The sequence below is a fragment of the Enterobacter sp. IF2SW-B1 genome (genome assembly GCF_001743375.1).
GTDB classification, from domain to species: Bacteria; Pseudomonadota; Gammaproteobacteria; order Enterobacterales; family Enterobacteriaceae; genus Enterobacter; species Enterobacter bugandensis.
The window spans coordinates 74,132-99,128 of record NZ_MJAA01000011.1; the positions used below are offsets into that span (position 1 = coordinate 74,132).

Consider the following 24,997-nt stretch of genomic DNA (forward strand, 5'->3'; position numbering starts at 1 on the left):
GTTACATCAAGCGTTGATAAAGGTCGCGGTACGACTGCGCCGCAACGTGCCAGCTAAAGTCCATGGACATCGCCTGACGCTGAACGTAACGCCACAGGGATGGACGGGACCACAAGACGAACGCACGCCGAATCGCCCGAAGCAGCGACCAGGCATTACTGTCTTCAAAGACAAACCCGCTGGCGATACCGTCCGCCAGGTTTTCCAGAGAGCTATCAGAAACCGTATCCGCCAGCCCGCCCGTGCGGCGCACCAGCGGCAGCGTGCCGTATTTCAGGCCGTAGAGCTGCGTCAGCCCGCAGGGTTCGAAACGGCTCGGCACCAGAATCACGTCCGCGCCGCCCATAATGCGGTGCGAGAACGCTTCGTGATAGCCAATCTGCACGCCCACCTGCCCCGGATGTTCCGCGGCGGCGGCGAGGAAACCTTCCTGCAGCACCGGGTCGCCCGCGCCGAGCAGCGCCAGCTGTCCGCCCTGCTCCAGTAAACCGGGCAGCGCCTCCAGCACCAGATCCAGCCCTTTCTGGCTGGTCAGGCGGCTGACCACCGCAAACAGCGGCACCTTGTCGTTGACCTTCAGCCCCATCGCAATTTGCAGCTGGCGTTTGTTTTCGGCTTTATCTTCCACCGAGTCGCGGCCATAGCGCGCGGCCAGCAGGAGATCGGTTTCAGGGCTCCAGATCTGCTCATCCACGCCATTCAGAATGCCCGACAGGCGGCCTTCACGATGGCGCTGCTGCAGCAGCCCTTCCAGACCGTAGCCAAACTCCGGTTGGGTAATTTCACGCGCGTAGGTGGGGCTCACCGCCGTGATGTGGTCGGCGTAGTACAGCCCGGCCTTCAGGAACGAAATTTGCCCGTTGAACTCCAGCCCGTGCATGTTATAGAACGACCATGGCAGATCGATGTCATTCATATGATGCGCATAGTACATGCCCTGATACGCCAGGTTGTGCACCGTAAACACCGATTTTGCCGGATGCCCTTTTGCCGCCAGATACGCTGGCGTCAGCCCGGCGTGCCAGTCGTGCGCGTGGACCACATCCGGACGCCAGAATGGATCCAGCCCGACGGCCATCTCCGCCCCCACCCAGCCGAGCAGCGCAAAGCGCAGCACGTTGTCGGTATAGGCGAACAGGTTGGTATCGTGATACGGGCTGCCCGGACGGTCGTACAGATGCGGCGCGTCGATCAGGTAGATCCCTACGCCGTTGTAGTGCCCAAACAGCAGGGTGATGCGTCCGGCAAACGTTTCACGGCGGGTCACCACCTTTGCATCAGGTATGCCGCGCCGGATATCCGGGAAGGCGGGCAGCAGGACGCGGGTATCGACTCCACCGGCGATTTGCGCCGCCGGTAATGCACCAAGAACATCCGCCAGGCCGCCCGTTTTTAACAACGGGAACATCTCAGAACATACGTGTAAAACCTGCATCATCGCTCCTGTTTGATCTGCAGCTTCCGCAACATTTCCCGTGTGACTAACACGATCCCCTCTTCAGAACGGTAGAAGCGACGCGCATCTTCTTCCGCGTTTTCACCAATCACCATTCCCTCAGGAATGACGCAGGCGCGGTCGATCACGCAGCGACGCAGACGACACGAACGCCCTACCCAGACATCCGGCAGCAGAACCGCCGAATCGATATTACAGAATGAGTTTATACGCACGCGCGGGAACAGCACGGACTGCACCACCACCGAACCGGAGATGATGCACCCGCCGGAGACCAGCGAGTTCAGGGTCATGCCGTGGCTGCCGGAGCGGTCCTGCACGAACTTCGCCGGCGGCAGGGATTCCATGTGGGTACGAATCGGCCAGTTCTGGTCGTACATATCCAGCTCAGGCGTCACGGACGCCAGATCGAGGTTGGCTTTCCAGTACGCTTCCAGGGTTCCCACATCACGCCAGTAAGGCTCCGCATTCGGGTCGGACTGCACGCAGGACAATGGGAAGGGATGTGCATAGGCCATGCCAGCTTTGGTAATTTTCGGGATGATGTCTTTACCGAAGTCGTGGCTGGAGCTTTCGTCTTTGTCGTCTTCTTCGAGCAGCTCATAAAGATAATCTGCATCAAAGACATAGATCCCCATGCTGGCGAGCGATTTGGTGTCATCGCCCGGCATGGTTGGCGGGTTCGCCGGTTTTTCAACGAAGTCGATAATCTTGTCGTCCGCATCCACGTGCATCACGCCAAACGCCGTCGCCTCGGCAACGGGCACCGGCAGACACGCCACGGTGCAGCGCGCTCCTTTTTCGACGTGATCGATCAGCATGTGCGAGTAATCCTGCTTGTAGATGTGGTCACCCGCGAGGATCACGATGTATTCCGCGCTGTAGCGGCGAATAATGTCGAGGTTTTGGGTCACCGCATCCGCCGTGCCGCGGTACCAGTTTTCCCCGTGTACGCGCTGCTGCGCCGGGAGCAGATCGACAAACTCGTTCATCTCTTCGCTGAAGAATGACCAGCCGCGCTGAATGTGCTGCACCAGGGTGTGCGACTGATACTGAGTAATGACGCCAATGCGGCGAATGCCCGAGTTCAGGCAGTTTGAGAGCGCAAAGTCGATAATGCGGAACTTACCACCAAAGTGAACGGCCGGCTTGGCGCGCTTGATGGTCAAATCTTTCAGACGGGTACCACGCCCGCCCGCAAGTATCAGGGCAACGGTTTTTAATGGTAGCTGGCGCGCCAACATTAACGGATCGTTCTTCTCTAATCTAACCATGACTAACTCCTTTTTTATCATCTTTGGAATACGCACACTCCGTGCGCAGGCCCGTGCCAGACAGCCATTACTACCGGATTATCCGCTCCGGCAAAGGGGGGAACAGCTCGCCACTCCCCGTCAGGTAAAACAATCTCTGCGACGTCGTCCGTCGCGTTCAGCGTCACCAGCCACTTATCCGAAAGCAGGATTTGCAGGCAGGTGATGCCGTGTTGCCACTCTTGCGCGCTCAACGGCTGCGCGTCTTTATTCAGCCAGCTAACGTTGCCGTCGCCCTCTTCCCACCAGCTGTCGGCGGTAAGGGCGGGGATCTGCTGGCGAAGGTGGATCAGCGCCGCGGTGAAATGGGTCAACCCGCTGTTCGCCTCCCCCCAGTCGAGCCAGGTTAAGGTATTGTCCTGGCAATAGGCGTTGTTATTGCCGTGCTGGCTGTGGCCGTGCTCGTCGCCCGCCAGCAGCATCGGCGTGCCCTGAGACAGCAAAAGCGTCGTCAGCAGCGCATGAACGCTGGCGCGTCGCCGCTCGATCACATCCAGACTTCCGCCTAACCCTTCTATACCATGATTAAAGCTATGGTTATTGTTAGTGCCATCGCGATTCTCTTCGCCGTTGGCCTCATTGTGTTTCTGATTGAAACAAACGCAGTCGCGCAGCGTAAAACCGTCATGCGCCGTCACCAGGTTGATGGTGGCCGACGGACGTTTTCCGTCGCGCTTAAAGAGATCGCTGGAGCCGGCAAAGCGTCCGGCGAACTCGCCCAGCGACAAATCGCGCGCCAGCCAGAAGCGGCGGATGGCATCGCGGTAGTGGTCGTTCCACTCGGCAAACAGCGGCGGGAAGTTCCCCACCTGATAACCGCCTTCACCAATGTCCCAGGGTTCCGCAATCAGCTTCACCGTTGAGAGCACCGGGCAGTTTTTTATCGCCTCAAACAGCGGCGCCTGCTGGCTAAATGCTGGAGTGCGCCCCATCACCGGCGCCAGGTCGAAACGAAAACCGTCCACGTGGAACGTCTCTACCCAGTATTTCAGGCATTCGTACGCGTAATGCGTAACGGCCGGATGGCTGAGGTTGAGGGTGTTACCGCACCCGGTCCAGTTCTCGTAATCGCCATCTTCCCTGATCCAATAATAGCTACGGTTATCGATTCCGCGCTGTGAGAGCGTCGGGCCGTCAAGATCGCTTTCCGCACTGTGGTTCAGAACCACGTCCAGGATGACCTCAATGCCCGCGGCGTGGAGTGCCTTCACCGCGTCGCGAAACTCGTCCCGCGCTTTCTCCGGATGCACCGCGTAACGCGGGTCGAGAGCGAACATCGCCAGCGGGTTGTAGCCCCAGTAGTTGCTTAACCCAAGACGCTGAAGACGCGGCTCGCTGGCGAAATGCGCCACCGGAAGCAGCTCCAGCGCGGTGATGCCCAAATGCTTCAGGTAAGCGACCATGGTCGGATGCCCCAGCGCTTTGTAGGTGCCGCGCATCTCTTTAGGGATCGACGGATGCAGGTAGGTCAGCCCTTTGACGTGCGCTTCATAGATGACGGTGCTACCCCACGGCGTGCGCGGCGGGGCATCGTCTTCCCAGTCGTAGAGATCGTGCACCACCGCGCTTTTCGGCGCGACGGGCGCGCTGTCGCGGTGGTCCGGTTCGCCGTAGCCGACGTGGAACAGCGGGTCGTCTTTAAACTCGCCGTCCACGCGGCGCGCGCACGGGTCAATCAGCAGCTTCGCCGGGTTAAACCAGTGCCCCTGAGAAGGCTCCCACGGGCCGTGTACGCGAAAACCGTAGTGCATTCCCGGACGCCCGCCGGACAGGTAACCGTGCCAGATGTCTCCCGTGCGGGACGGTAAATCGTAACGGTGCTCGTTACCCTCCCCGTCAAACACGCAGAGCTCCACCCGCTCCGCGTGAGCAGAAAAGAGCGTGAAGTTCACCCCCTTTCCATCAAAACTCGCGCCGAGCGGTTCGGGTTTACCTGCCGTAAGCTGCGTCATTCTCCCTCCCGCATCAGCCAGATGGTGCCAAGCGGCGGCAGCGTCAGGCTCAGGGAGTTTGGACGCCCGTGGCTTTCAATCGCATCGCTCTGCACCAGCCCGCCGTTACCGGCGTTACTGCCGTGGTAATGCATGGAATCGGTATTCAGGATCTCGCGCCATTTGCCCGGCTGGTTAATGCCGAAGCGGTAGTGTTCGCGCGGCACCGGCGTAAAGTTGCTGGCGACGATAATCTCGTTGCCCGCTTTATCGCGACGTACAAAGACAAACACCGAGCGCTCGTGGTCGTCCACCACCAGCCACTCAAAGCCGTACGGATCAAAGTCCAGCTCGTGTAGCGCTTTGTGGTGGCGGTAGGTCAGGTTCAGGTCGCGCACCAGACGCTGTACGCCGTGGTGCCAGTTGTCGCCGCCCTCCAGCAGATGCCAGTCGAGGCTGGTGTCGTGGTTCCACTCGCGACCCTGGGCGAACTCATTGCCCATAAACAGCAGCTTTTTGCCCGGGAAGGCAAACATCCAGCCGTAGTAGGCGCGCAGGTTGGCAAACTTCTGCCACGCGTCGCCCGGCATGCGGTCGAGAATGGATTTTTTGCCGTGCACCACTTCATCATGCGACAGCGGCAGCATGAAGTTTTCGGTGTAGTTGTAGAGCAGCCCGAAGGTGAGCTTATCGTGGTGATACTGACGATAAACCGGGTCGAGCTTCATGTAATCGAGCGTGTCGTGCATCCAGCCCAGGTTCCACTTGTACCAGAACCCCAGGCCGCCTGATGACGGAGGGCGGGAGACGCCCGCAAAGTCCGTCGACTCTTCCGCCATGGTCACGGCGCCTTCCACCTGCTCGCCGATGATGCGGTTGGTGTTGCGCAGAAATTCAATCGCTTCGAGGTTTTCACGGCCGCCATACTCGTTCGGGATCCACTCCCCCTCTTTGCGGCTGTAGTCGCGGTAGATCATCGAGGCCACCGCATCCACGCGCAGGGCATCAATGCCGAAGCGTTCGATCCAGTACAGCGCATTCCCCACCAGGTAATTCGACACTTCACGGCGACCGTAGTTGTAGATCAGCGTGTTCCAGTCCTGGTGATAGCCTTCGCGCGGGTCGCTGTGCTCGTACAGCTTCGTGCCGTCGAACTCTGCCAGCGCAAAATCGTCCGACGGGAAATGGCCCGGGACCCAGTCGAGGATCACGTTCAGCCCGGCGGCGTGCGCGGCATCAATGAAATAGCGGAAATCATCGCGCGTGCCGAAGCGCCGCGTCGGCGCATACAGCCCGGTGGGCTGATAGCCCCAGCTGCCGTCGAACGGGTGCTCGTTAACCGGCAGCAGTTCGAGGTGGGTAAAGCCCATCCATTTGGCGTACGGCACCAGCTGGTCGGCGAGCTCCCGGTAGCTGAGCCAGAAGTTGTTGTCCGTGTGGCGGCGCCATGAGCCGAGATGCACTTCGTAAACGGAGATCGGCGCATCAAAGCGGTTGGCCTGCTTGCGCTCCTCGGTCTGGACGACCTTCTCCGGCAGGCCGCAGATCAGCGATGCGGTATCCGGGCGCATCTGCGCCTCGAAGGCGTACGGGTCGGCTTTAATGCGCAGCTTGCCGTGCGCGTCGATCATCTCAAATTTGTAGAGCTGGCCGTTATGCGCCCCGGGGATAAACAGCTCCCAGATGCCCGTCTCACGGCGCAGGCGCATCGGGTGGCGGCGACCGTCCCAGTAGTTGAACTGCCCGACAACGGAGACGCGCTGGGCGTTTGGCGCCCATACGGCAAAGCGCGTGCCGGTGATACCGTCCATGGTATCCGCGTGGGCACCCAGCGTTTCGTAGGGGCGTAAATGGGTCCCTTCGGACAGCAGCCAGGCGTCCATCTCTTTTAAGAGCGGCCCAAAGCTGTAGGGATCGTCAATCAGGTTTTGCTGGCCGTGCCAGATAACGGCGAGCTGATAGCGAAAGGGGTTTTTACGGCGGGGCATGACGCCCGAAAAGAAGCCGCGCGAGTCGAGGCATTCCAGATTACCCACCTTGCGGCCGGTTTTGGGTTCGATAACCCACACTTCTGTCGCATCCGGCAACAGCGCCCGAACTTCCAGTCCGGCCTCTGTACGGTGCATCCCTAGCACAGAAAAGGGGTCGGCAAAATGACCCGCAATAAGCGCATTAATCACGTCTCTCGAAATACGATCGGACATGGTATTCATCCTGTTTTTTTATGTCGCCCTTTTTACGCGCTCCGGGACGACTTTTAATGTGACCTAAACGGTGCAGTTGATCCTCTCTGCTCCGCCCTACCCTCAGGTGAGAAATAAATCTTCCTTAAAGCATAGCCAACGTCGTGGTTCCTCCTGATAAAAAATAAGACATCTGCGTTTTACTCCATGTAGTACGCAAAAAAAGGGGGTGACAATCACCCCCTGTGTTTAACAAATTATTACGCCAGCTGGCGCAGCATGCGGCGCAGCGGCTCGGCGGCCCCCCACAGGAGCTGGTCGCCGACGGTGAACGCGGAGAGATACTCCGGCCCCATGTTCAGCTTGCGCAGGCGGCCAACCGGCGTGGTCAGCGTGCCGGTAACGGCAGCCGGGGTCAGTTCACGCATGGTGATATCGCGATCGTTTGGTACCACTTTCGCCCACGGGTTGTGCGCGGCCAGCAGCTCTTCCACGGTCGGAATAGACACATCTTTTTTTAGTTTAATGGTGAAGGCCTGGCTGTGGCAGCGCAGCGCGCCGATACGCACGCACAGACCGTCAACCGGAATGGTATTCGCGGTGGCGAGAATTTTGTTGGTCTCCGCCTGGCCCTTCCACTCTTCGCGGGTCTGACCGTTATCCAGCTGTTTGTCGATCCACGGGATCAGACCGCCGGCCAGCGGTACGCCGAAGTTATCCACCGGCAGCTCGCCGCTGCGGGTCAGCTGAGTGACTTTGCGCTCGATGTCGAGGATGGCGGACGCCGGGTTTGCCAGCTCGGTCGCGACGCTTTGGTGCAGCTGGCCCATCTGGGTCAGCAGCTCGCGCATGTGGCGCGCGCCGCCGCCGGACGCGGCCTGGTAGGTCGCCACGGAGACCCACTCCACCAGGTCCTGCGCGAACAGGCCGCCGAGGGACATCAGCATCAGGCTGACGGTGCAGTTACCGCCAACAAAGGTTTTCACGCCGTTGTTCAGGCCGTCGGTGATGACGTCCTGGTTAACCGGGTCGAGAATAATGATGGCATCGTCTTTCATGCGCAGTGAAGAGGCCGCGTCAATCCAGTAGCCCTGCCAGCCGCTTTCACGCAGCTTTGGATAGATTTCGTTGGTATAATCGCCGCCCTGGCAGGTCACAATAATGTCGAGTGCCTTCAGCGCTTCCAGATCGTAAGCGTCCTGCAACGTGCCTGTGGTACCACCAAAGGACGGAGCAGCCTGGCCGAGCTGGGAAGTGGAGAAGAAGACCGGGCGGATAGCGTCGAAATCGCGCTCTTCAACCATGCGTTGCATGAGTACAGAGCCGACCATACCGCGCCAGCCGATGAAACCAACGTTTTTCATAGCATTTTTTTCCTGCTGAGGGTGTGTGCTGATTGTGCAAGCCAGTATTGAACTGGGATATGCTTCACATTACAAAATGCTGCCAAAGTCGCAAGCGAAATTAATCGATGATTGCCCGGCAATCAGAAATACAGCTAATTATCATAATAACCATAGAGAGTTTCAGGGATAATTTACATGAGTGAAATCATTTCAGCAGCGGTTTTATTGATCCTGATAATGGATCCACTGGGCAACCTGCCCATCTTCATGTCGGTGCTGAAGCACACCGAGCCGAAGCGCCGCCGGGCGATCATGATCCGCGAGCTGCTTATTGCCCTGCTGGTGATGTTTATCTTCCTGTTTGCCGGTGAAAAAATCCTCGCGTTCCTGAACCTGCGCGCCGAAACGGTCTCCATTTCCGGCGGGATTATTCTGTTCCTGATTGCCATTAAGATGATCTTCCCGAGCGCCGAAGGCAGCAGCAGCGGCCTGCCCGCGGGCGAAGAGCCGTTTATCGTGCCGCTGGCGATTCCCCTCGTCGCGGGGCCAACCATTCTGGCGACGCTGATGCTGCTGTCGCATCAGTATCCGAATCAGATGAGCCATCTGGTGATTGCCCTGCTGATTGCCTGGGGCGGAACATTTATTATTCTGCTGCAGTCGTCGCTGTTCCTGCGCCTGCTGGGTGAGAAAGGGGTGAACGCGCTGGAGCGTCTGATGGGGCTGATTCTGGTAATGATGGCGACGCAGATGTTCCTGGACGGGATCAGGGCGTGGATGAAAGGATGACTTTCTCCCTCTCCCCGTGGGAGAGGGCCGGGGTGAGGGCATCAGGCCGCAGAGGACAGCCCACCTACCCCTTACGAATCAAATACCGGTACGGCAGCGTTTCCGTCTGCTGCGCCACCAGCTCATGCTCCATAAAGGTACAAAAACCGGGAATATCGCGCGTGGTGGCCGGATCGTCGGCAATAATCAGCAGCGTTTCACCGGTCTGCATGTTACGCACGGTCTTACGTACCATCATTACCGGCTCCGGGCAGCGAAGGCCCTGGGCATCAAGGGTGTGGTCTGGGCTGGAAAACAGGTCGGTCATGATCTTCTCGGTCAGATAAAAACGGCTGTAGTTTACGCCCCGGCGCGGGCAATGCAAACCAGGTTAACGATTGCGCAAAAACTAACCATTGCAATGTCCAGCCAAAGCAGTATCATGCTGCGGTTTTTATTGGGTTCCCTCACCCCAACGTATAAAAAGGTCACAATATGACGCAGTTCTCTGAATCACAGCGCGTAAAAGCGTTGTTCTGGCTTTCGCTTTTCCATTTGCTGGTGATCACCTCCAGCAACTACCTGGTGCAGCTCCCGATCTCCATTTTTGGTTTTCATACCACCTGGGGCGCGTTCAGCTTTCCGTTTATTTTCCTCGCCACCGATCTGACCGTGCGTATCTTCGGCGCACCGCTGGCGCGCCGCATTATCTTTGCGGTCATGCTTCCGGCGCTGTTCATCTCGTACGTGATCTCCTCCCTGTTTTACATGGGAAGCTGGCAAGGCTTTGAGGCGCTGACACACTTCAACCTGTTTGTCGCCCGTATCGCCGCTGCAAGCTTTATGGCCTACGCGCTGGGGCAGATCCTCGACGTGCACGTGTTTAACCGCCTGCGTCAGAATCACCGCTGGTGGATGGCACCGACCGCGTCCACGCTGTTCGGCAACGTGAGCGATACGCTGGCCTTCTTCTTCATCGCCTTCTGGCGCAGCCCGGATGCCTTTATGGCCGAGCACTGGATGGAGATCGCGCTGGTGGACTACTGCTTCAAGGTGCTCATCAGCATTGTTTTCTTCCTGCCGATGTACGGCGTGCTGCTGAATATGCTGCTGAAAAGGCTGGCAGATAAATCTGAAATCACGGCATTGCAGGCTGGTTAAGGGTTCGCTTTATCAGTTGTGATAAGATGGGTGAATGAGCCGCTATGGCCGTTTATCGAAAGGAAGAAGTCAATGCGCAATCTGGTTAAATATGTCGGGATTGGCCTGCTGGTTGTGGGTCTTGCAGCCTGTGATAACAGCGACACGAAAACGCCTGCTCAGGGCGCATCCGCAGAAAGCAACGCGACCGGTCAGCCGGTGAATCTGATGGATGGTAAACTCAGTTTCTCTCTGCCAGCCGATATGACTGACCAGAGCGGCAAGCTGGGCACCCAGGCGAATAACATGCACGTTTACTCCGACGCAACCGGCCAGAAAGCGGTCATTGTGATTGTGGGCGACGACACCAGCGAAGACCTGGCCGTCCTGTCCAAACGTCTGGAAGATCAGCAGCGCGGCCGCGACCCGCAGCTGCAGGTGGTTACCAATAAATCCATCGAGCTGAAAGGCCATAAGCTGCAGCAACTGGACAGCATCATCTCCGCAAAAGGCCAGACCGCCTGGTCTTCTGTGGTGCTGGGCAAGGTTGATAACAAACTGCTGACCCTGCAGATCACCCTGCCAGCGGAAGATCAGCAGAAAGCGCAGACGGCTGCTGAAAACATCATTAACACCATCGTGATCCAGTAACCCTTCACGACGATGACGTGGCCTCCGGTGCCTGCACCGGGGGCCATTTTTTTAGCCGCCACGTCAGCAGCAGGGCAATTATCACCAGACCCGCCGCGGCAAGATAGATCACCGGTACCCCCGCCCAGGCCATCACCAGCCCCGCCAGCGGCCCGGTAATGCCTAAAGACATATCCATAAATACCGTATAGGTCGCCAGCGCCGCCCCCTGGTTCTGCTGCGGCACCGCTTTAACCGCCACCACGCCCAGCGCCGGGAAGACCAGCGAGAAACCGGCTCCCGCCAGGAAGACGCCAATTTTCGCCATCCAGGGCGCGCTGGCGATGCCGGTTAACAGCAGCCCGACAATCTCTACCGCAAAGCAGATCATCGCTACGTTCAGCCCGCCCAGACGGTTGATACCGTTCGGGAAAAGCAGGCGTGCGCCAACAAACGCACCGCTGAAGAGGGTTAACGCAAAGGCCGCGCCCTCCCAGCCTTTGGCGTCATAAAACAGGGTAATGAAGGTCGCAATGACGCCGAAGCCGGTGGTCGCCAGGGCCAGCGCCATGCCGTACGGCCAGACGCGCCCCAGCACGGCCCGAAACGGCAGCGGCTTGCCCTTGCTGGCCTTCACCTTCGGGCGCGGCAGCGCAAACAGTATCGCCACAAGCGCGACCGCTATAATGGTCAGCGACAGTCCATACAGACCGCCAAAGGCGTAACAGGCCACGCCAAGCGGCGCGCCGAGCGCCATCGCCCCGTAGGTGACGATCCCGTTCCACGAGATAACCCGGCCAATGTGTGATGCACCGACAACCCCCACACCCCATAGCGTCGAGCCGGTTCCTGCCAGGCTTTGCCCAATCCCGAGAATGACGCGGCCCAGGCAAAGCAGCGCCAGGCTGACCAGCGGCCAGTGGCTGGTAGCGGCAGCCAGCAGGTAGCTCAGACCACTGAGGAAACAGCCGCACAATCCCAATACCACAATGCTTTTGGGACCGAACAGGTCGGCGTAGCGCCCGGCGTGCGGGCGGCTAAGGAGCGTGGCGAAATACTGCAGGCTGATGACCAGCCCCGCCCAGAACGCGCTAAAACCCATCACGTCATGGACGTAGCCCGGCAGAACCGCCAGCGGCAGGCCGATCGTTAAATAGCTGGCAAAGTTGAAGATAACGACGGAAACAATGCGCAGATTGAGGCGCAATCCGCTCAGCGCCGGTTCGGCGGCAGGTTCTGGCATGGGGTTCTACCTGAATTTTTTGCAACAGTGTTTCACTATTACCACGGAGCAATAAGAAAATCAGCCCCGACTTTCAGATTATCGGTGCCAGACGAAGCGGCCCTAAGGCACTACACTTATCGGGTCATCTTACTAAGGAACACGCATGTTAGCTCCCCAGCCTGATAAAGCAGGACTCCATATCTTATTAAAACTCGCCTGTCTGGTGGTTATCCTTGCGGGTATACATGCTGCCGCTGACATTATCGTCCAGCTCCTGCTGGCGCTCTTTTTTGCCATTGTCCTCAATCCGCTGGTGACCTGGTTTTTACGCCGGGGCGTGAGCCGCCCGGTGGCCATCACCATCGTGGTTATCGTGATGCTGATTGGCCTGACGGCGCTCTTCGGCGTACTGGCGGCATCGCTGAGCGAATTCTCCACCATGTTGCCGCAGTACAATAAAGAGCTGACGCGTAAAATCGTCGCGCTGCAGGAGATGATGCCCTTTCTTAACCTGCATATTTCACCAGAGCGGATGCTGCGCAGGATGGATTCCGAGAAGGTCATGACCTACGCCACCACGCTGATGACCGGTCTTTCCGGCGCGATGGCCAGCATACTGCTGCTGGTCATGACGGTGGTGTTTATGCTGTTCGAAGTGCGCCATGTTCCGTATAAGCTGCGCTTTGCTTTAAATAACCCGCAAATACACATTGCCGGCCTACACCGCGCCTTAAAGGGCGTCTCCAAATATCTGGCGCTGAAAACGCTGCTGAGCGTCTGGACCGGGATTATTGTCTGGCTGGGGCTGATGCTGATGGATGTTCAGTTCGCGCTGATGTGGGGGGTGCTGGCGTTTCTGCTGAACTACGTGCCGAATATTGGCGCGGTGCTTTCCGCCGTGCCGCCGATGATTCAGGCGTTTCTGTTTAACGGTTTCTACGAATGTATGCTGGTCGGAGCGCTGTTCCTCGTCGTGCATATGGTGCTGGGCAACATTCTTGAACCGCGCATGATGGGGCACCGGCTGGGCATGTCGACGCTGGTGGTGTTTTTATCCTTGCTGATTTGGGGATGGCTGCTGGGCCCTGTCGGCATGCTGCTGTCGGTCCCGCTGACCAGCGTATGTAAAATCTGGATGGAAACCACCAAAGGGGGCAGCAAGCTGGCGATCCTGCTTGGGCCGGGGCGGCCGAAAAGCCGGTTGCCGGGGTAATGTATCTGTCTGTGTAAACGGGTTTATACCGTCAAATACCGCGACGCTCACCGTCGCGGTATTTTTATTTGCGTTAAGGCTTATTCCTTACGTTTTTTATCAACTCACCCAGATTTCGCTTAAATGCAACACCCCCCTTAAAGCAAATTAAAAAAAACGGAATGATTAATTATTTTGCGTGATATTATACCCCGCCTTAGCGACGACGTAATGTAAACATTAATATTGATTAAAAACACACCTGACTTAATCCCTAAGCCTGGTGATGCTTATTTGTAAAAAACACTACCTTTAATTGTTATTATTGATATGGAGTTGTTGATGAAAAAGCTCGTTAAATGGTGCACTGCCGCCGTATTCGTTGGCGCACTGGCTGGCTGTGCGCGTACCGCCCCTATTGCTCAGGTTCACTCTGTCGTGAGCGCCGGTCATACTGCCGATCAGGTGAAAACAGCCATTTTGAAAGCAGGCCAGAAGCGTGACTGGATCATGACGGAAGCGGGCCCGGGCGTGATTAAGGGCCGTCTACAGGCACGCGATCACTCGGTCCAGGTGCGTATTCCCTACTCTGCGACAAGTTATTCAATTAATTACGAAAGCAGCCTGAACCTGAAAGCGGCAGACGGTAAAATTCACAAAAATTATAACCGCTGGGTGAACAACCTCGACCATGATATTCAGCTGAACCTTTCTGCGGGTGCCGCGCTGTAATATTTTTCTAAAGTCGGGCCGGACATGGCCCGATAACCTCATTTCTTACCCTGAAAGGTTACGCAACAATGTACGAAAAGGACACGCTCAGCGCGCTGGATGCCATTACCGAAGCGCAACGCATCGCTTTTGCGCCGATGTTATTTCAGACCGCGCTTTGTCTGCGTAACTCGGGCGTTCTCGCCTGGCTCGATAAACAGGGTAATAAGGGGGCGAGCCTCGACGAAATAACCGAAAACAGTACCCTGAGCAGTTATGCCGTCAGCGTATTGTTAGACATGGGATTAAGCGGGCGGATAATTACTTATAAAGAAGGTCGTTATTTCCTGGCGAAAGTGGGCCATTTCTTACTCCACGATACCATGACCCGCGTTAATATGGATTTCACGCAGGACGTCTGTTACCAGGGGTTATTTCATCTGGCCGATGCCCTGCAGAAAGAAAAACCGGCTGGATTATCCGTGTTTGGCGACTGGCCAACCATCTATCCGGCTTTATCCCAGCTTCCTGCCCCGGCAAAAGAGAGCTGGTTTGCCTTCGATCATTACTATTCCGACGCCGCTTTTGACGCTGCGTTGCCATATATATTCGCAAGCTCGCCGACAAAATTGTACGATGTGGGCGGAAATACAGGTAAATGGTCGTTACGCTGCTGCCGCTATGACGACAATGTTGCCGTGACGATCCTCGATCTCCCGCAGCAGATAGCGCTGGCGCAGGAAAACATCGAAAAAGCAGGTTTTTCTCATCGTATTGGATTCCATGCTGTCGATATGCTTAGTCCGTCGGCATTGCCGGGAGATGCCGACGTCTGGTGGATGAGCCAGTTCCTCGACTGTTTCTCTCCGGATCAGATTGTCGCCATGCTGACGCGCGTCGCAGAGGTCATGAAGCCTGGCGCACGGTTGTGCATCATGGAGCTTTTCTGGGATGCCCAGAAATATGAAGCGGCGGCTTTCAGCCTGAATGCCACCTCGCTCTATTTCACCTGTATGGCGAATGGCAATAGCCGGTTTTACAGCGTAGAGAAGTTTTATCACTACCTGGAAAGGGCGGGCTTCAGCATAGCACAGCGGCTGGATAACCTTGGGGTAGGTCATACCCTGTTAATTTGCACCAAACGTGAACAATAGCGCAGCCTGGCTGCCCTTTGAATACGGTATTCCGCGGACGCGCGTAGATGAAATTTTCACTGAACATTATTGACTGGCAGGCAAGAGCGCCAGGACTAAGCGATGCCGCAGAGTGGCAGGCGTGGTCGCGCCTGCAGTCGACCATCGACCCGACGGCTCCTCTACCCCGCCTGACCGCGTTACCCATGATGACCGCGCGCCGCCTTAACTCAGGCAGTAAGCTGGCGGTGGATATTGGTCTTGCCATGCTGCAAGGCCACGCCATAGACGCCGTCGTCTATTCCAGCCGCCACGGCGAGCTGGAGCGCAATTACCGTATTCTGCATACGCTGGCGACCGGGCAGGCCGTCTCGCCTACCGACTTCGCCATGTCCGTGCACAATTCCGCGGTGGGCAATCTCACGATCGCCGCTCGCCAGCCTGTTGTCTCATCATCCATTTCCGCCGGGCTGGACACCTTTCAGCAGGCCCTGTGTGAAGTGCTGAGCCTGCTGCATGCGGGCTACTCCCGCGTCCTGCTGGTGGATTTTGACGGCGCGCTGCCGGAATTTTACCATCCGGCGTTACCGCCGCAGATGCCTACCTGGCCGTACGCGGTGGCGCTGGTGATTGAAGCCGGCAGCGAATGGCAGTGCGAAACCCGCAGCGGCAGCACGGGCGAGGAAGCCGCCCTGCCGCAAAGCCTGATGTTCCTGCAACGCTATCTCCGTGAGGAACGGCAGTTTGTGGTGCCCGGCGAACGTTTGCTGTGGCAGTGGGCGCGCCAATGAACCGCCTGACCGCCCGGATCAACTGGCTATGGCGTCTGGTCATGACCGGATTCTGCTTCGTGCTGTTTGGCGCGGGCGGGCTGCTGTTGTCGCTGGTCTGGTTCAACCTGCTGCTGATTGCCCAGCGCGATCGCGCCAAACGCCGTCGCCTGGCGCGCCGCAGCATCGCGGCCAGCTTCCGCTTCTTCTTAACCGTTGCCCGCGGCACCGGGGTGCTGGACTATCGCATCCACAATCTTGATGCTCTGCGCGGCGATCGGGGCTGCCTGGTGGTGGCTAACCACCCTACGTTAATTGACTACGTGATTCTGGCGTCGGTAATGCCCGAAACCGACTGTCTGGTGAAAAGCGCGTTACTGCGCAATCCGTTTGTCAGCGGCGTTATCCGCGCGGCGGATTATCTGATTAACAGCGAGGCCGAGCCCCTGCTCGCCGCCAGCCAGCAGCGTCTGGCCCAGGGCGACACGCTGTTAATCTTCCCGGAAGGGACGCGTACCCGCCCAGGTGAGGCGATGTCCCTCCAGCGTGGCGCGGCAAATATCGCCGTGCGCTGCGGCAGCGATCTGCGGATCGTACTCATCCACTGCAGCGAGCACCTGCTGGATAAAAAAAGCCGCTGGTATGATGTACCGCCCGCAAAACCTGTCTTTACCGTCGATGTGCGCGATCGCGTGAACATCGACGAATTTTACGATGCAAGGCAACAAGAACCGGCACTGGCGGCAAGGCAGTTAAACCGGCACCTGCAGCATCGATTAACATCAGGCCTTCAATCTTTGTCAGGAATTAATGATGCAAGCGCTTTATCTTGAAATTAAGAATCTCATTATCACCACGCTGAATCTGGACGAGCTTACCGCAGAGGATATTGATACCGATGCCGCGCTGTTTGGCGACGGGCTGGGTCTCGACTCTATCGACGCGCTGGAGCTGGGTCTGGCGGTGAAAAACCAGTATGGCGTGGTGCTTTCTGCCGAAAGCGAAGAGATGCGCCAGCACTTCTTTTCCGTCGCCACCCTGGCGTCCTTTATCCACGCCCAACGCGCCTGAGATGTGAACTATGACCGAACAAGAAACCATTTATCAGGAAGTCTGCGGCCTTCTGACCAAACTCTTTGAAATCGACCCGCAGGACATTACGCCCGAAGCCCGTCTTTACGAAGACCTGGAGCTGGACAGCATTGACGCGGTGGACATGATTGTCCATCTGCAGAAGAAAACCGGTAAGAAAATCAAGCCGGAAACCTTCAAATCGGTTCGTACCGTTCAGGATGTGGTAGACGCCGTCGAACAGCTGCTGCGCGAAGAGTAAGACACCGTGCGTGGTGGACGGACGTTCCCGGTCATCCCACTTCTGACGGGGCTGATGCTGCTGGCGTGGCCCTTCCTGATTGGATTTGGGCTGACGCATAACAGCCTGCCGTGGCTGCTGCCGGTGATGGCGCTGCTGTTGCTGCTGCGGCTGCGTCAGGCGCGGCGTAACACCGGCCCGATGCGGTATGTGGTGCAGTGCGTGGCGCTGGCGGGGATCGCGCTCTGCGCGGCAAGCTACCTGCTGAAAACCCACCAGTGGCTGCTGTTTTACCCTGTGGTCGTTAATCTTGTGATGCTCGCCGTGTTCGGCGGTTCGCTCTGGACAGCGATGCCGCTGGTCGAACGCCTGGCGCGCTTACGTGAGCCAAATTTGCCGCCGGAGGGCGTGCGCTATACCCGCAGGGTGACCCTCGTCTGGTGCGGATTTTTCATCGGCAACGGGGCGATGGCGCTGTATACCGTCCTGCACGGCGACATGCATCTGTGGACGCTGTGGAACGGTATGGTGGCTTACATCCTGATGGGGACGCTGATGGCGGCAGAGTGGCTGGTGCGCCAGCGGGTGATAAAAAAAGAGATGCACAATGAATAACCCCCTTCCGCTGGGCCAGTGGTTAAACGCGCCCCGCCCTGACGACACGCCCGTCGCCTGGCTCGACGATCGTACCTGGACGCTGGGCCAGCTGCGCCACGACGTGACGTTACTGGTCGACACCCTGCGTCAGCAGGAAGGCGAGCGCTGGGCGCTGTGCTTTGAAAACAGCTACCTGTTTATCGTTGCGCTGCTGGCCTCGCTGCATGCCGGTAAAACGCCGGTCATTCCCGGCCATAGCCGCGTTTCGCTGCTTGAGGAGCAGCAGCCGCTGTTTAACGGCGTCCTGAGCGATCGGTCCCTCGATATCGACGGGCAGCTGATTGTGGTAGCCTCCCGCCACCAGACGATCGCCCGCTGGGTACCCCTGCCGGAGATTAACGAAAACCGCTTCGTCGAGCTGTTCACCTCCGGCTCCACGGGAACGCCGCGCCGGGTGGTTAAGCACATCGTCAGCCTGGATCGCGAAGCCCGCCTGCTGGCTGACCGCTTCGGCGAACGCCTGGCTGGCTGTAGCGTTGTGGCCTCCGTCGTCCCGCAACATCTCTACGGCCTGACATTTCGCATCGTACTGCCGATGGCGATGGGCCTGCCGCTGCATGCCGCGATGCTCTACTACGCAGAGCAGTTGGCCGCCCTTCCTCATGACCGGCATTACCTGTTCATCAGCAGTCCGGCGTTCCTGAAGCGCCTGGATACCGAGCTGGCCGCGCCGCCCGTCAGGATGCTGATTTCCGCGGGCGGAATGCTGCCCTGGCGTGACGTCTCCACCACGGTTGGCTGGCTTAACATCTGGCCGGACGAAATTTATGGCAGCACCGAAACCGGGATCCTCGCCTGGCGCCATCGCGTGGAAGATAACCTGCCGTGGCTACCCTTCCCCGGCGTAAACTTCCATCAGGAAGATGACGCCTGCCGCGTCACTTCGCCACTTATCCATGAGGCTGAAGGACTCCAGCTGGACGATATCCTCCACTTCGACAGTGAGGGGCTGTTTAGCATCGCCGGTCGTCGCGGGCGGGTGGTCAAAATTGAAGAAAAGCGCATCTCGCTTAACGAGATTGAGCGCCGCCTGCTGAAGCTCGACGGCGTTTGCGAGGCGGCTGCGCTGCCGGTTACGCGCGGGGGCCGTCAGGGGATTGGCGTCCTGCTGGTGCTGGATGAGGCGGTTCGTCAGCGCTGGCATCTGCAGGATAAAAAAGCGCAGGAGTTCGCCTGGCGACGCGCCCTGCTGCCGTGGCTTGAGCCGGTCGCCGTTCCACGCTACTGGCGCATTGTCGATGAGATGCCGGTAAACAGTATGAACAAGCGTGTCTATGCGCAGTTAGAGGAGTTATTTCATGAAAATTCATGAAATCGAGCGCCATCAGGCACAACCGGAGAAGCTGGAGATCGTGTTGCATCTCGATGCCTCTCTGTTCTGGTTTCAGGGCCATTTTGCCGTACAGCCGCTGCTGCCCGGCGTTGCGCAGCTTGACTGGGTGATGCACTACGCAACGACTTTACTGGCACCGGGCTACCGCTTTCACAGCATTCAAAACGTGAAGTTCCAGGCGCCTCTGCTGCCGGAAACCACGGTGACGCTGGTGCTTGAGTGGCATGCCGGGCGCAAACTGCTGACCTTCAGCTACCTGCGTCATGACGGGGCTGAACGCCATACCGCCAGCAGCGGGAAAATTCGTCTATGTCAGTAACCTTCCGCCCCTGCGTGCTGATCCCGTGCTACAACCACGGCGCCACGATGGCCAGCGTGCTGTCGCGCCTCTCGCCGTTTGGCCTGCCGTGCCTGGTAGTGGATGACGGCAGCGAAGCCGCCACCCGCCAGGAGCTTGAGCGGCTGGCGGCGGAGCAGCCGCAGATGACGCTGGTCCGTCTGGCGCAAAACGCCGGCAAAGGTGCCGCGGTCATCAGGGGGCTGGAGGAGTGCGCGCGTGCGGGCTATACCCACGCCCTGCAGGTGGACGCGGACGGCCAGCACGCCATCGAAGATATTCCCAAAATGCTGGCGCTGGCGGAGCGCCACCCGGACGCGCTGATTTCCGGCCAGCCCGTTTACGATGACTCCATCCCGCGCTCGCGGCTCTACGGTCGCTGGGTCACCCACGTCTGGGTATGGATTGAGACCTTATCCCTGCAGCTTAAAGACAGCATGTGCGGCTTTCGGGTCTACCCGGTCTCGCCCACGCTGCGGCTCGCCGCGCGTGAAACGCTCGGTAAACGGATGGACTTTGACACCGAAGTGATGGTCCGTCTCTACTGGCAGGGCAACACCAGCGTCTTTCTGCCCACCCGCGTGACCTATCCGCAGGACGGGTTGTCCCACTTCGACGCGTTGAAGGATAACGTGCGGATCTCCCTGATGCATACCCGGCTGTTCTTCGGCATGCTGCCCCGCATTCCCGGCCTGCTCTTCCGTCGACGCGGCCAGCACTGGGCGCAGCAGGACGAGGTTAAAGGCCTGTGGGGCATGCGCCTGATGCTGCGCGTCTGGCAGTTGCTGGGGCGGCGGGCGTTTACCGTGCTGCTGTGGCCGGTTATCGGCGTCTACTGGCTGATCGCGCGTCCGGCGCGGCAGGCTTCGCGGCAGTGGATTGCACGCGTGAAGCAGGTGCTGATGCAGCGGAACATGCCTGTTCCAGCACATCTCAACAGCTTTTTCCATTTCATGCGCTTCGGCAACGCGATGCTGGACAAAGTCGCCAGCTGGCGCGGCGAGCTGAAGTTTAAGCGCGACGTGGTCTTTGCTCCCGGCGCGAGCGAAACGCTTAATATCGCGGCGCCGCAGGGCAAGCTGCTGCTGGCCTCGCATCTTGGCGACGTAGAAGCCTGCCGGGCGCTGGCCCAGCTGGACGGCAGCAAAACCATCAACGCCCTGGTCTTCAGCGAGAACGCCCGGCGTTTTAAGCAAATTATGAGCGAAATGGCGCCCCAGGCCGGCGTGAATTTGATGTCGGTCACCGACATCGGCCCGGACACCGCCATTGCCATCAAAGAGAAGCTTGAGCGCGGAGAATGGGTCGCGATCGTGGGCGACCGCATCGCCGTCAACCCGCAGCGTGGCGGCGAGTGGCGGGTGATCTGGAGCCCGTTCATGGGCCAGCCCGCACCGTTCCCTCAGGGGCCGTTTATCCTGGCCTCCATCCTGCGCTGTCCGGTGGTGTTGATTTTCGCCCTGCGCCAGCAGGGGAAGCTCGTCCTGCACAGCGAGCCGTTTGCCGACCCGCTGATCCTGCCGCGCGGGGAACGCCAGCAGGCGCTGCAGGCTACCGTCGATCGCTACGCGCAGCGGCTGGAGCATTACGCCCTGATGTCGCCGCTCGACTGGTTTAATTTTTTCGATTTCTGGCATCTGCCAGAGTCCAGAGAGAAGGAGTAAAGGGTGCTGACCGATCCCCGCTTTACGACTGAAGTTGAGATCACCGTTCCGTTCCACGACGTCGATATGATGGGCGTGGTCTGGCACGGCAACTATTTCCGCTACTTTGAGATCGCCCGCGAGGCGCTGCTCAATCAGTTTGACTATGGCTATCGCCAGATGAAAGCCTCCGGCTACGTCTGGCCCGTTGTCGACACGCGGGTGAAATACCGCGATGCGGTGACCTTTGAGCAGCGCATTCGCGTTCGCGCGCAGATTGAAGAGTATGAAAACCGCCTGCGCATTGCCTATCAAATTTTCGATGCGCAAAGCGGCAAACGCACCACCACCGGCTACACCATCCAGGTGGCGGTGGAAGAAGCCACCCGCGAAATGTGCTTTGTCAGTCCGGCAGTACTGTTTGAACGTATGGGAGTCACGCCATGAAATGGTTGCCTTTGCTGGCGCTGATCGTCAGCCCGCTGGTCAGCGCCGTGACGCTGGATGAACTGCAGCAGCGTTTCACCGAGCAGCCCGTGGTGCGCGCGCACTTCGAACAGGTCCGCACGATAAAAGATATGCCGCAGCCGCTGCGCTCGCAGGGCGAGATGCTGATCGCCCGCGACAGCGGCCTGCTGTGGGATCAAAAAGCGCCGTTTCCGATGACGCTGCTGCTGGACGACAAGCGGATGGTTCAGGCGATCAACGGCCAGCCGCCGCAGACCATCACCGCCGAAAATAATCCGCAGATGTTCCAGTTCAACCACCTGCTGCGGGCCCTGTTCCAGGCCGACCGCAAGGTGCTGGAAGAGAACTTCCGCATCGATTTTAAAGACCTGGGCGCGGGCCGCTGGTCGCTGGTACTTACCCCAAAAACGACGCCGCTGGACAAGATTTTCGCCACCCTCGATCTGGGCGGCGCGACCTATCTTGAGACGATCCGCCTGAACGACAGGCAGGGCGACCGTACCGATATCGCCCTTTCAAACCACCAATTGACGCCCGCCAGCCTGACCGATGACGAACGCCAACGCTTTGCCGCACCGTAAATCCCTGCGCCCGGCGCTGCTGTGGGCCACGGTATGTCTGGTTATGCTGGGCGTGCTGCTGTCGCTGCTGCCCGGCGCGCGGCTGAACAGCAGCGTGCTGGCCATGCTGCCGAAGCAGACGCTGGGGGCGATCCCTCCGGCGCTCAACGACGGGTTTATGCAGCGTCTCGACCGCCAGCTGGTCTGGCTGGTCAGCCCCGGCAAAGAACCCGATCCGCGCGTGGCGCAGCAGTGGCTTGAACTGCTGCACAGCAGCGACGCGCTCCGCGAGGTCAAAGGCCCGATGGACGCCGCCGGGCAAAAGGCCTGGGGAGAGTTCTTCTGGCAGCACCGCAACGGGCTGATTGATCCGGCCACCCGCGCCCGCCTGCAAAACGGCGGAGAAGCGCAGGCGCAGTGGATTTTATCCCAGCTCTACTCCGCCTTCTCCGGCGTCAGCGGTAAAGAGCTGCAAAACGATCCGCTGATGCTGATGCGCGGCTCGCAGCTCGCCCTGGCGCAAAACGGCCAGAAGCTGCGGCTGATGGACGGCTGGCTGGTCACGCAAGATGAAGCGGGAAACTACTGGTATCTGCTGCACGGCGAACTGGCGGGCTCGTCATTTGATATGCAGCAGACCCACCGGCTCGTGACGACGCTTAATGCGCTGCAACAGACGCTGAAAGCGCGTTACCCGCAGGCGCAGCTGCTTTCGCGCGGGACGGTGTTCTACAGCGATTATGCCAGCCAGCAGGCTAAACGCGACGTCTCAACGCTGGGCATCGCCACCCTGCTTGGGGTGTTCCTGCTGATCGTGGCGGTGTTCCGCTCTCTGCGCCCGCTGCTGCTGAGCGTGCTCTCCATTGCCATCGGCGCGCTGGCGGGCACGGTGGTGACGCTGCTGCTCTTTGGCGAACTGCACCTGATGACGCTGGTGATGAGCATGAGCATCATCGGTATTTCGGCCGACTATACGCTTTACTACCTGACCGAACGGATGGTGCACGGCGCGGATCACTCCCCCTGGCAAAGCCTGGCCAAAGTGCGCAATGCGCTGCTGCTGGCGCTGCTGACGACCGTCGCCGCCTACCTGATTATGATGCTGGCCCCCTTCCCCGGGATCCGCCAGATGGCGGTATTTGCCGCGACGGGGCTGAGCGCCTCCTGCCTGACGGTGATTTTCTGGCATCCGTGGCTGTGCCGGGGTTTGCCGGTGCGCCCGGTTCCCTTTATGGTCCTGATGTTGCGCTGGCTGGCCGCCTGGCGACGCAGTAAAAAACTGTCCGTTGGTCTGCCCGTCGCGCTGGCGCTGCTCTCCGCCGTGGGAATGAGCACCCTGAAGGTGGACGACGACATCGCCCAGCTGCAGGCGCTGCCGAAAGATATTCTGGCGCAGGAGAAAACCATTACCGCCCTGACCGGCCAAAGCGTCGATCAGAAATGGTTTGTGGTGCATGGCGCTTCGCCCCAGCAAACGCTGGAGCGGCTGGAAGCCTTTACTCCCGCGCTGGCCGAGGCGCAAAAGGCGGGGGATCTCACCCGCTGGCGCACCCTGCCGCTGAACTCGCTGGCCCGCCAGAAAAGCGACCTTGCGCTACTGCGGAACGCCGCGCCTGCGGTGACGAACGTGCTGAAAAGCGCAGGGCTCAACGCCGTTTCCCCCAATCTGGACGCCATGCCGGTCAGCGTGGACGCGTGGCTTGAAAGTCCGGCCAGCGAGGGCTGGCGTCTGCTCTGGCTGACCCTGCCGGGCGGGGAAAGCGGCGTGCTCGTGCCGGTGGACGGCGCAAAAAACAGCGCGGCGCTCGGTGAGCTGGCCGCGCGCCATGACGGCGTCGTCTGGGTGGACCGCAAGGCCAGCTTTGACAGCCTGTTTGCCCTCTACCGCACGCTGCTGACGGGGCTACTGTTTGCGGCGCTGGCGGTGATTGCCTGCGGGGCGATGCTGCGCCTCGGCTGGCGCAAAGGGTTGATAAGCCTGGTGCCGTCCGTACTGTCGCTGAGCTGCGGGCTGGCGGTCCTGGCCGCAACGGGCCACCCGGTAAATCTGTTTTCACTGCTGGCGCTGGTACTGGTGCTCGGCATTGGCATTAATTACACGCTGTTCTTCAGCAACCCGCGCGGTACGCCGCTGACTTCGATGCTGGCGATTACCCTGGCCATGATGACCACCCTGCTGACGCTGGGCATGCTCGTCTTCAGCGCCACCCAGGCCATCAGCAGCTTTGGTATTGTGCTGGTGAGCGGTATTTTCACCGCCTTCCTGCTGGCACCGCTGGCGATGCCGGATAAGAAAGAGAGAAAACGTAAATGAACGCTGTTTATCGCGCCGTCGCGCTGGCCGCGGCGCTGCTGCTGGCAGGCTGCAGCCATTCGACCGATACCAAAGAGACGCGGCCTCAGGCCTGGCTTCAGCCTGGCACCAAAGTCACTCTGCCGCCGCCCGGCATCAGCCCGGCGGTAAGCTCCCAGCAGCTGCTGACCGGCAGCTTTAACGGGCAAACGCAGTCCCTGCTGGTGATGCTCAACGCGGATGCGCATAAGGTCACGCTGGCCGGCCTCTCTTCCGTGGGCATTCGCCTGTTCCTGGCAACGTACGACGAGAGCGGTATTCATACCGAGCAGTCGATCGTCGTGCCGCAGCTGCCGCCCGCCAGCCAGGTGCTGGCCGACGTGATGCTCAGCCACTGGCCGATTAGCGCCTGGCAGCCGCAGTTGCCGAAGGGCTGGACGTTAACGGACAATGGCGATCGGCGCGAGCTGCGTAACGCCAGCGGCAAGCTGGTGACGGAGATTGTCTACCTCCAGCGCAAAGGCAAGCGCGAGCCGATCAGCATCGAGCAACACGTATTCAAATACCACATCACCATTCAATATCTGGGTGACTGA

25 protein-coding genes are annotated in these 24,997 nt (G+C 59.2%); 18 read left to right on the forward strand and 7 right to left on the reverse strand.

From position 1 onward, the window contains the following. Window position 1: 1 nt before the first annotated feature. The 5 genes from glgA to asd form a co-directional block, all read right to left on the reverse strand. Window positions 2-1,435 (reverse strand): glycogen synthase GlgA, encoded by a 1,434-nt coding sequence (gene glgA, locus A6013_RS20030; RefSeq protein ID WP_041911898.1) that lies wholly within the window; start codon window positions 1,433-1,435, stop codon window positions 2-4. Further along, complete coding sequence (gene glgC, locus A6013_RS20035) at window positions 1,435-2,730, reverse strand: glucose-1-phosphate adenylyltransferase (RefSeq protein ID WP_028014690.1); 1,296 nt, start codon at window positions 2,728-2,730, stop codon at window positions 1,435-1,437. The genes glgA and glgC overlap by 1 nt, the downstream gene beginning before the upstream one ends. Before the next feature lie 17 nt (window positions 2,731-2,747). Beyond that, window positions 2,748-4,721 (reverse strand): glycogen debranching protein GlgX, encoded by a 1,974-nt coding sequence (gene glgX / locus A6013_RS20040; RefSeq protein ID WP_069733643.1) that lies wholly within the window; start codon window positions 4,719-4,721, stop codon window positions 2,748-2,750. After that, window positions 4,718-6,904, reverse strand: a complete 2,187-nt coding sequence (gene glgB / locus A6013_RS20045; protein WP_045259374.1) for a 1,4-alpha-glucan branching enzyme — start codon at window positions 6,902-6,904, stop codon at window positions 4,718-4,720. The genes glgX and glgB overlap by 4 nt, the downstream gene beginning before the upstream one ends. A gap of 239 nt (window positions 6,905-7,143) precedes the next feature. Beyond that, a complete protein-coding gene (gene asd / locus A6013_RS20050) occupies window positions 7,144-8,247 on the reverse strand; it encodes an aspartate-semialdehyde dehydrogenase (protein ID WP_022649649.1) in 1,104 nt (367 codons plus the stop codon). Between the two features lie 177 nt (window positions 8,248-8,424). On the opposite strand from asd, the gene yhgN reads away from it, so the two are divergent. Further along, complete coding sequence (yhgN, locus tag A6013_RS20060) at window positions 8,425-9,018, forward strand: NAAT family transporter YhgN (RefSeq protein WP_003861574.1); 594 nt, start codon at window positions 8,425-8,427, stop codon at window positions 9,016-9,018. Window positions 9,019-9,082: 64 nt separating this feature from the next. On the opposite strand, the gene tusA is transcribed toward yhgN, so the two are convergent. Beyond that, window positions 9,083-9,325, reverse strand: a complete 243-nt coding sequence (tusA, locus tag A6013_RS20065; RefSeq protein ID WP_032653764.1) for a sulfurtransferase TusA — start codon at window positions 9,323-9,325, stop codon at window positions 9,083-9,085. A gap of 167 nt (window positions 9,326-9,492) precedes the next feature. Here tusA and A6013_RS20070 point away from each other — a divergent pair, with 167 nt between their 5' ends. Next, window positions 9,493-10,158, forward strand: coding sequence for a 7-cyano-7-deazaguanine/7-aminomethyl-7-deazaguanine transporter (locus A6013_RS20070; protein ID WP_028014693.1), 666 nt, complete (start codon window positions 9,493-9,495; stop codon window positions 10,156-10,158). 72 nt (window positions 10,159-10,230) lie between these two features. Continuing rightward, the gene (locus A6013_RS20075; RefSeq protein WP_028014694.1) at window positions 10,231-10,788 is read left to right on the forward strand and encodes a DcrB family lipoprotein; all 558 of its coding nucleotides are present in this window, start codon (window positions 10,231-10,233) and stop codon (window positions 10,786-10,788) included. Window positions 10,789-10,792: 4 nt separating this feature from the next. Here A6013_RS20075 and A6013_RS20080 read toward each other — a convergent pair whose 3' ends face one another. Further along, entirely contained in the window at window positions 10,793-12,010 is a 1,218-nt protein-coding gene (locus A6013_RS20080; protein ID WP_069733644.1) for an MFS transporter, read from the reverse strand. 145 nt (window positions 12,011-12,155) lie between these two features. On the opposite strand from A6013_RS20080, the gene A6013_RS20085 reads away from it, so the two are divergent. From A6013_RS20085 to A6013_RS20155, 15 genes are all read left to right on the forward strand, one after another. Next, window positions 12,156-13,205: an AI-2E family transporter gene (locus A6013_RS20085; protein ID WP_041911893.1), complete on the forward strand. Its 1,050-nt coding sequence runs from the start codon at window positions 12,156-12,158 to the stop codon at window positions 13,203-13,205. Window positions 13,206-13,526: 321 nt separating this feature from the next. Further along, window positions 13,527-13,916, forward strand: coding sequence for a hypothetical protein (locus A6013_RS20090; RefSeq protein ID WP_028014697.1), 390 nt, complete (start codon window positions 13,527-13,529; stop codon window positions 13,914-13,916). Window positions 13,917-13,984: 68 nt separating this feature from the next. Continuing rightward, window positions 13,985-15,049 (forward strand): class I SAM-dependent methyltransferase, encoded by a 1,065-nt coding sequence (locus tag A6013_RS20095; RefSeq protein WP_041911892.1) that lies wholly within the window; start codon window positions 13,985-13,987, stop codon window positions 15,047-15,049. Between the two features lie 47 nt (window positions 15,050-15,096). Next, a complete protein-coding gene (locus A6013_RS20100) occupies window positions 15,097-15,819 on the forward strand; it encodes a beta-ketoacyl synthase chain length factor (RefSeq protein WP_048960817.1) in 723 nt (240 codons plus the stop codon). Continuing rightward, the gene (locus A6013_RS20105) at window positions 15,816-16,631 is read left to right on the forward strand and encodes a 1-acyl-sn-glycerol-3-phosphate acyltransferase (protein WP_048960820.1); all 816 of its coding nucleotides are present in this window, start codon (window positions 15,816-15,818) and stop codon (window positions 16,629-16,631) included. Before A6013_RS20100 ends, A6013_RS20105 begins: the two co-directional genes overlap by 4 nt. Beyond that, window positions 16,612-16,869: a phosphopantetheine-binding protein gene (locus tag A6013_RS20110; protein ID WP_028014701.1), complete on the forward strand. Its 258-nt coding sequence runs from the start codon at window positions 16,612-16,614 to the stop codon at window positions 16,867-16,869. Before A6013_RS20105 ends, A6013_RS20110 begins: the two co-directional genes overlap by 20 nt. Window positions 16,870-16,879: 10 nt before the next feature. After that, window positions 16,880-17,131, forward strand: coding sequence for an acyl carrier protein (locus A6013_RS20115; RefSeq protein ID WP_024908875.1), 252 nt, complete (start codon window positions 16,880-16,882; stop codon window positions 17,129-17,131). Window positions 17,132-17,137: 6 nt separating this feature from the next. After that, window positions 17,138-17,725, forward strand: coding sequence for a hypothetical protein (locus A6013_RS20120; protein ID WP_045259379.1), 588 nt, complete (start codon window positions 17,138-17,140; stop codon window positions 17,723-17,725). Then, the gene (locus tag A6013_RS20125) at window positions 17,718-19,079 is read left to right on the forward strand and encodes an acyl-CoA synthetase (RefSeq protein WP_069733645.1); all 1,362 of its coding nucleotides are present in this window, start codon (window positions 17,718-17,720) and stop codon (window positions 19,077-19,079) included. Before A6013_RS20120 ends, A6013_RS20125 begins: the two co-directional genes overlap by 8 nt. Then, a complete protein-coding gene (locus tag A6013_RS20130) occupies window positions 19,066-19,419 on the forward strand; it encodes a hydroxymyristoyl-ACP dehydratase (protein ID WP_028014704.1) in 354 nt (117 codons plus the stop codon). Before A6013_RS20125 ends, A6013_RS20130 begins: the two co-directional genes overlap by 14 nt. After that, window positions 19,410-21,101: a glycosyltransferase gene (locus tag A6013_RS20135; RefSeq protein WP_069733646.1), complete on the forward strand. Its 1,692-nt coding sequence runs from the start codon at window positions 19,410-19,412 to the stop codon at window positions 21,099-21,101. Before A6013_RS20130 ends, A6013_RS20135 begins: the two co-directional genes overlap by 10 nt. Before the next feature lie 3 nt (window positions 21,102-21,104). After that, complete coding sequence (locus tag A6013_RS20140; RefSeq protein WP_045259382.1) at window positions 21,105-21,527, forward strand: thioesterase family protein; 423 nt, start codon at window positions 21,105-21,107, stop codon at window positions 21,525-21,527. After that, complete coding sequence (locus A6013_RS20145) at window positions 21,524-22,129, forward strand: outer membrane lipoprotein carrier protein LolA (RefSeq protein ID WP_069733647.1); 606 nt, start codon at window positions 21,524-21,526, stop codon at window positions 22,127-22,129. Before A6013_RS20140 ends, A6013_RS20145 begins: the two co-directional genes overlap by 4 nt. Further along, window positions 22,098-24,422: an MMPL family transporter gene (locus tag A6013_RS20150; RefSeq protein ID WP_069733648.1), complete on the forward strand. Its 2,325-nt coding sequence runs from the start codon at window positions 22,098-22,100 to the stop codon at window positions 24,420-24,422. The genes A6013_RS20145 and A6013_RS20150 overlap by 32 nt, the downstream gene beginning before the upstream one ends. Continuing rightward, window positions 24,419-24,997 carry a DUF3261 domain-containing protein gene (locus A6013_RS20155; RefSeq protein WP_028014709.1) on the forward strand — a complete coding sequence of 193 codons (579 nt, stop codon included), beginning with the start codon at window positions 24,419-24,421 and terminating at the stop codon, window positions 24,995-24,997. Before A6013_RS20150 ends, A6013_RS20155 begins: the two co-directional genes overlap by 4 nt.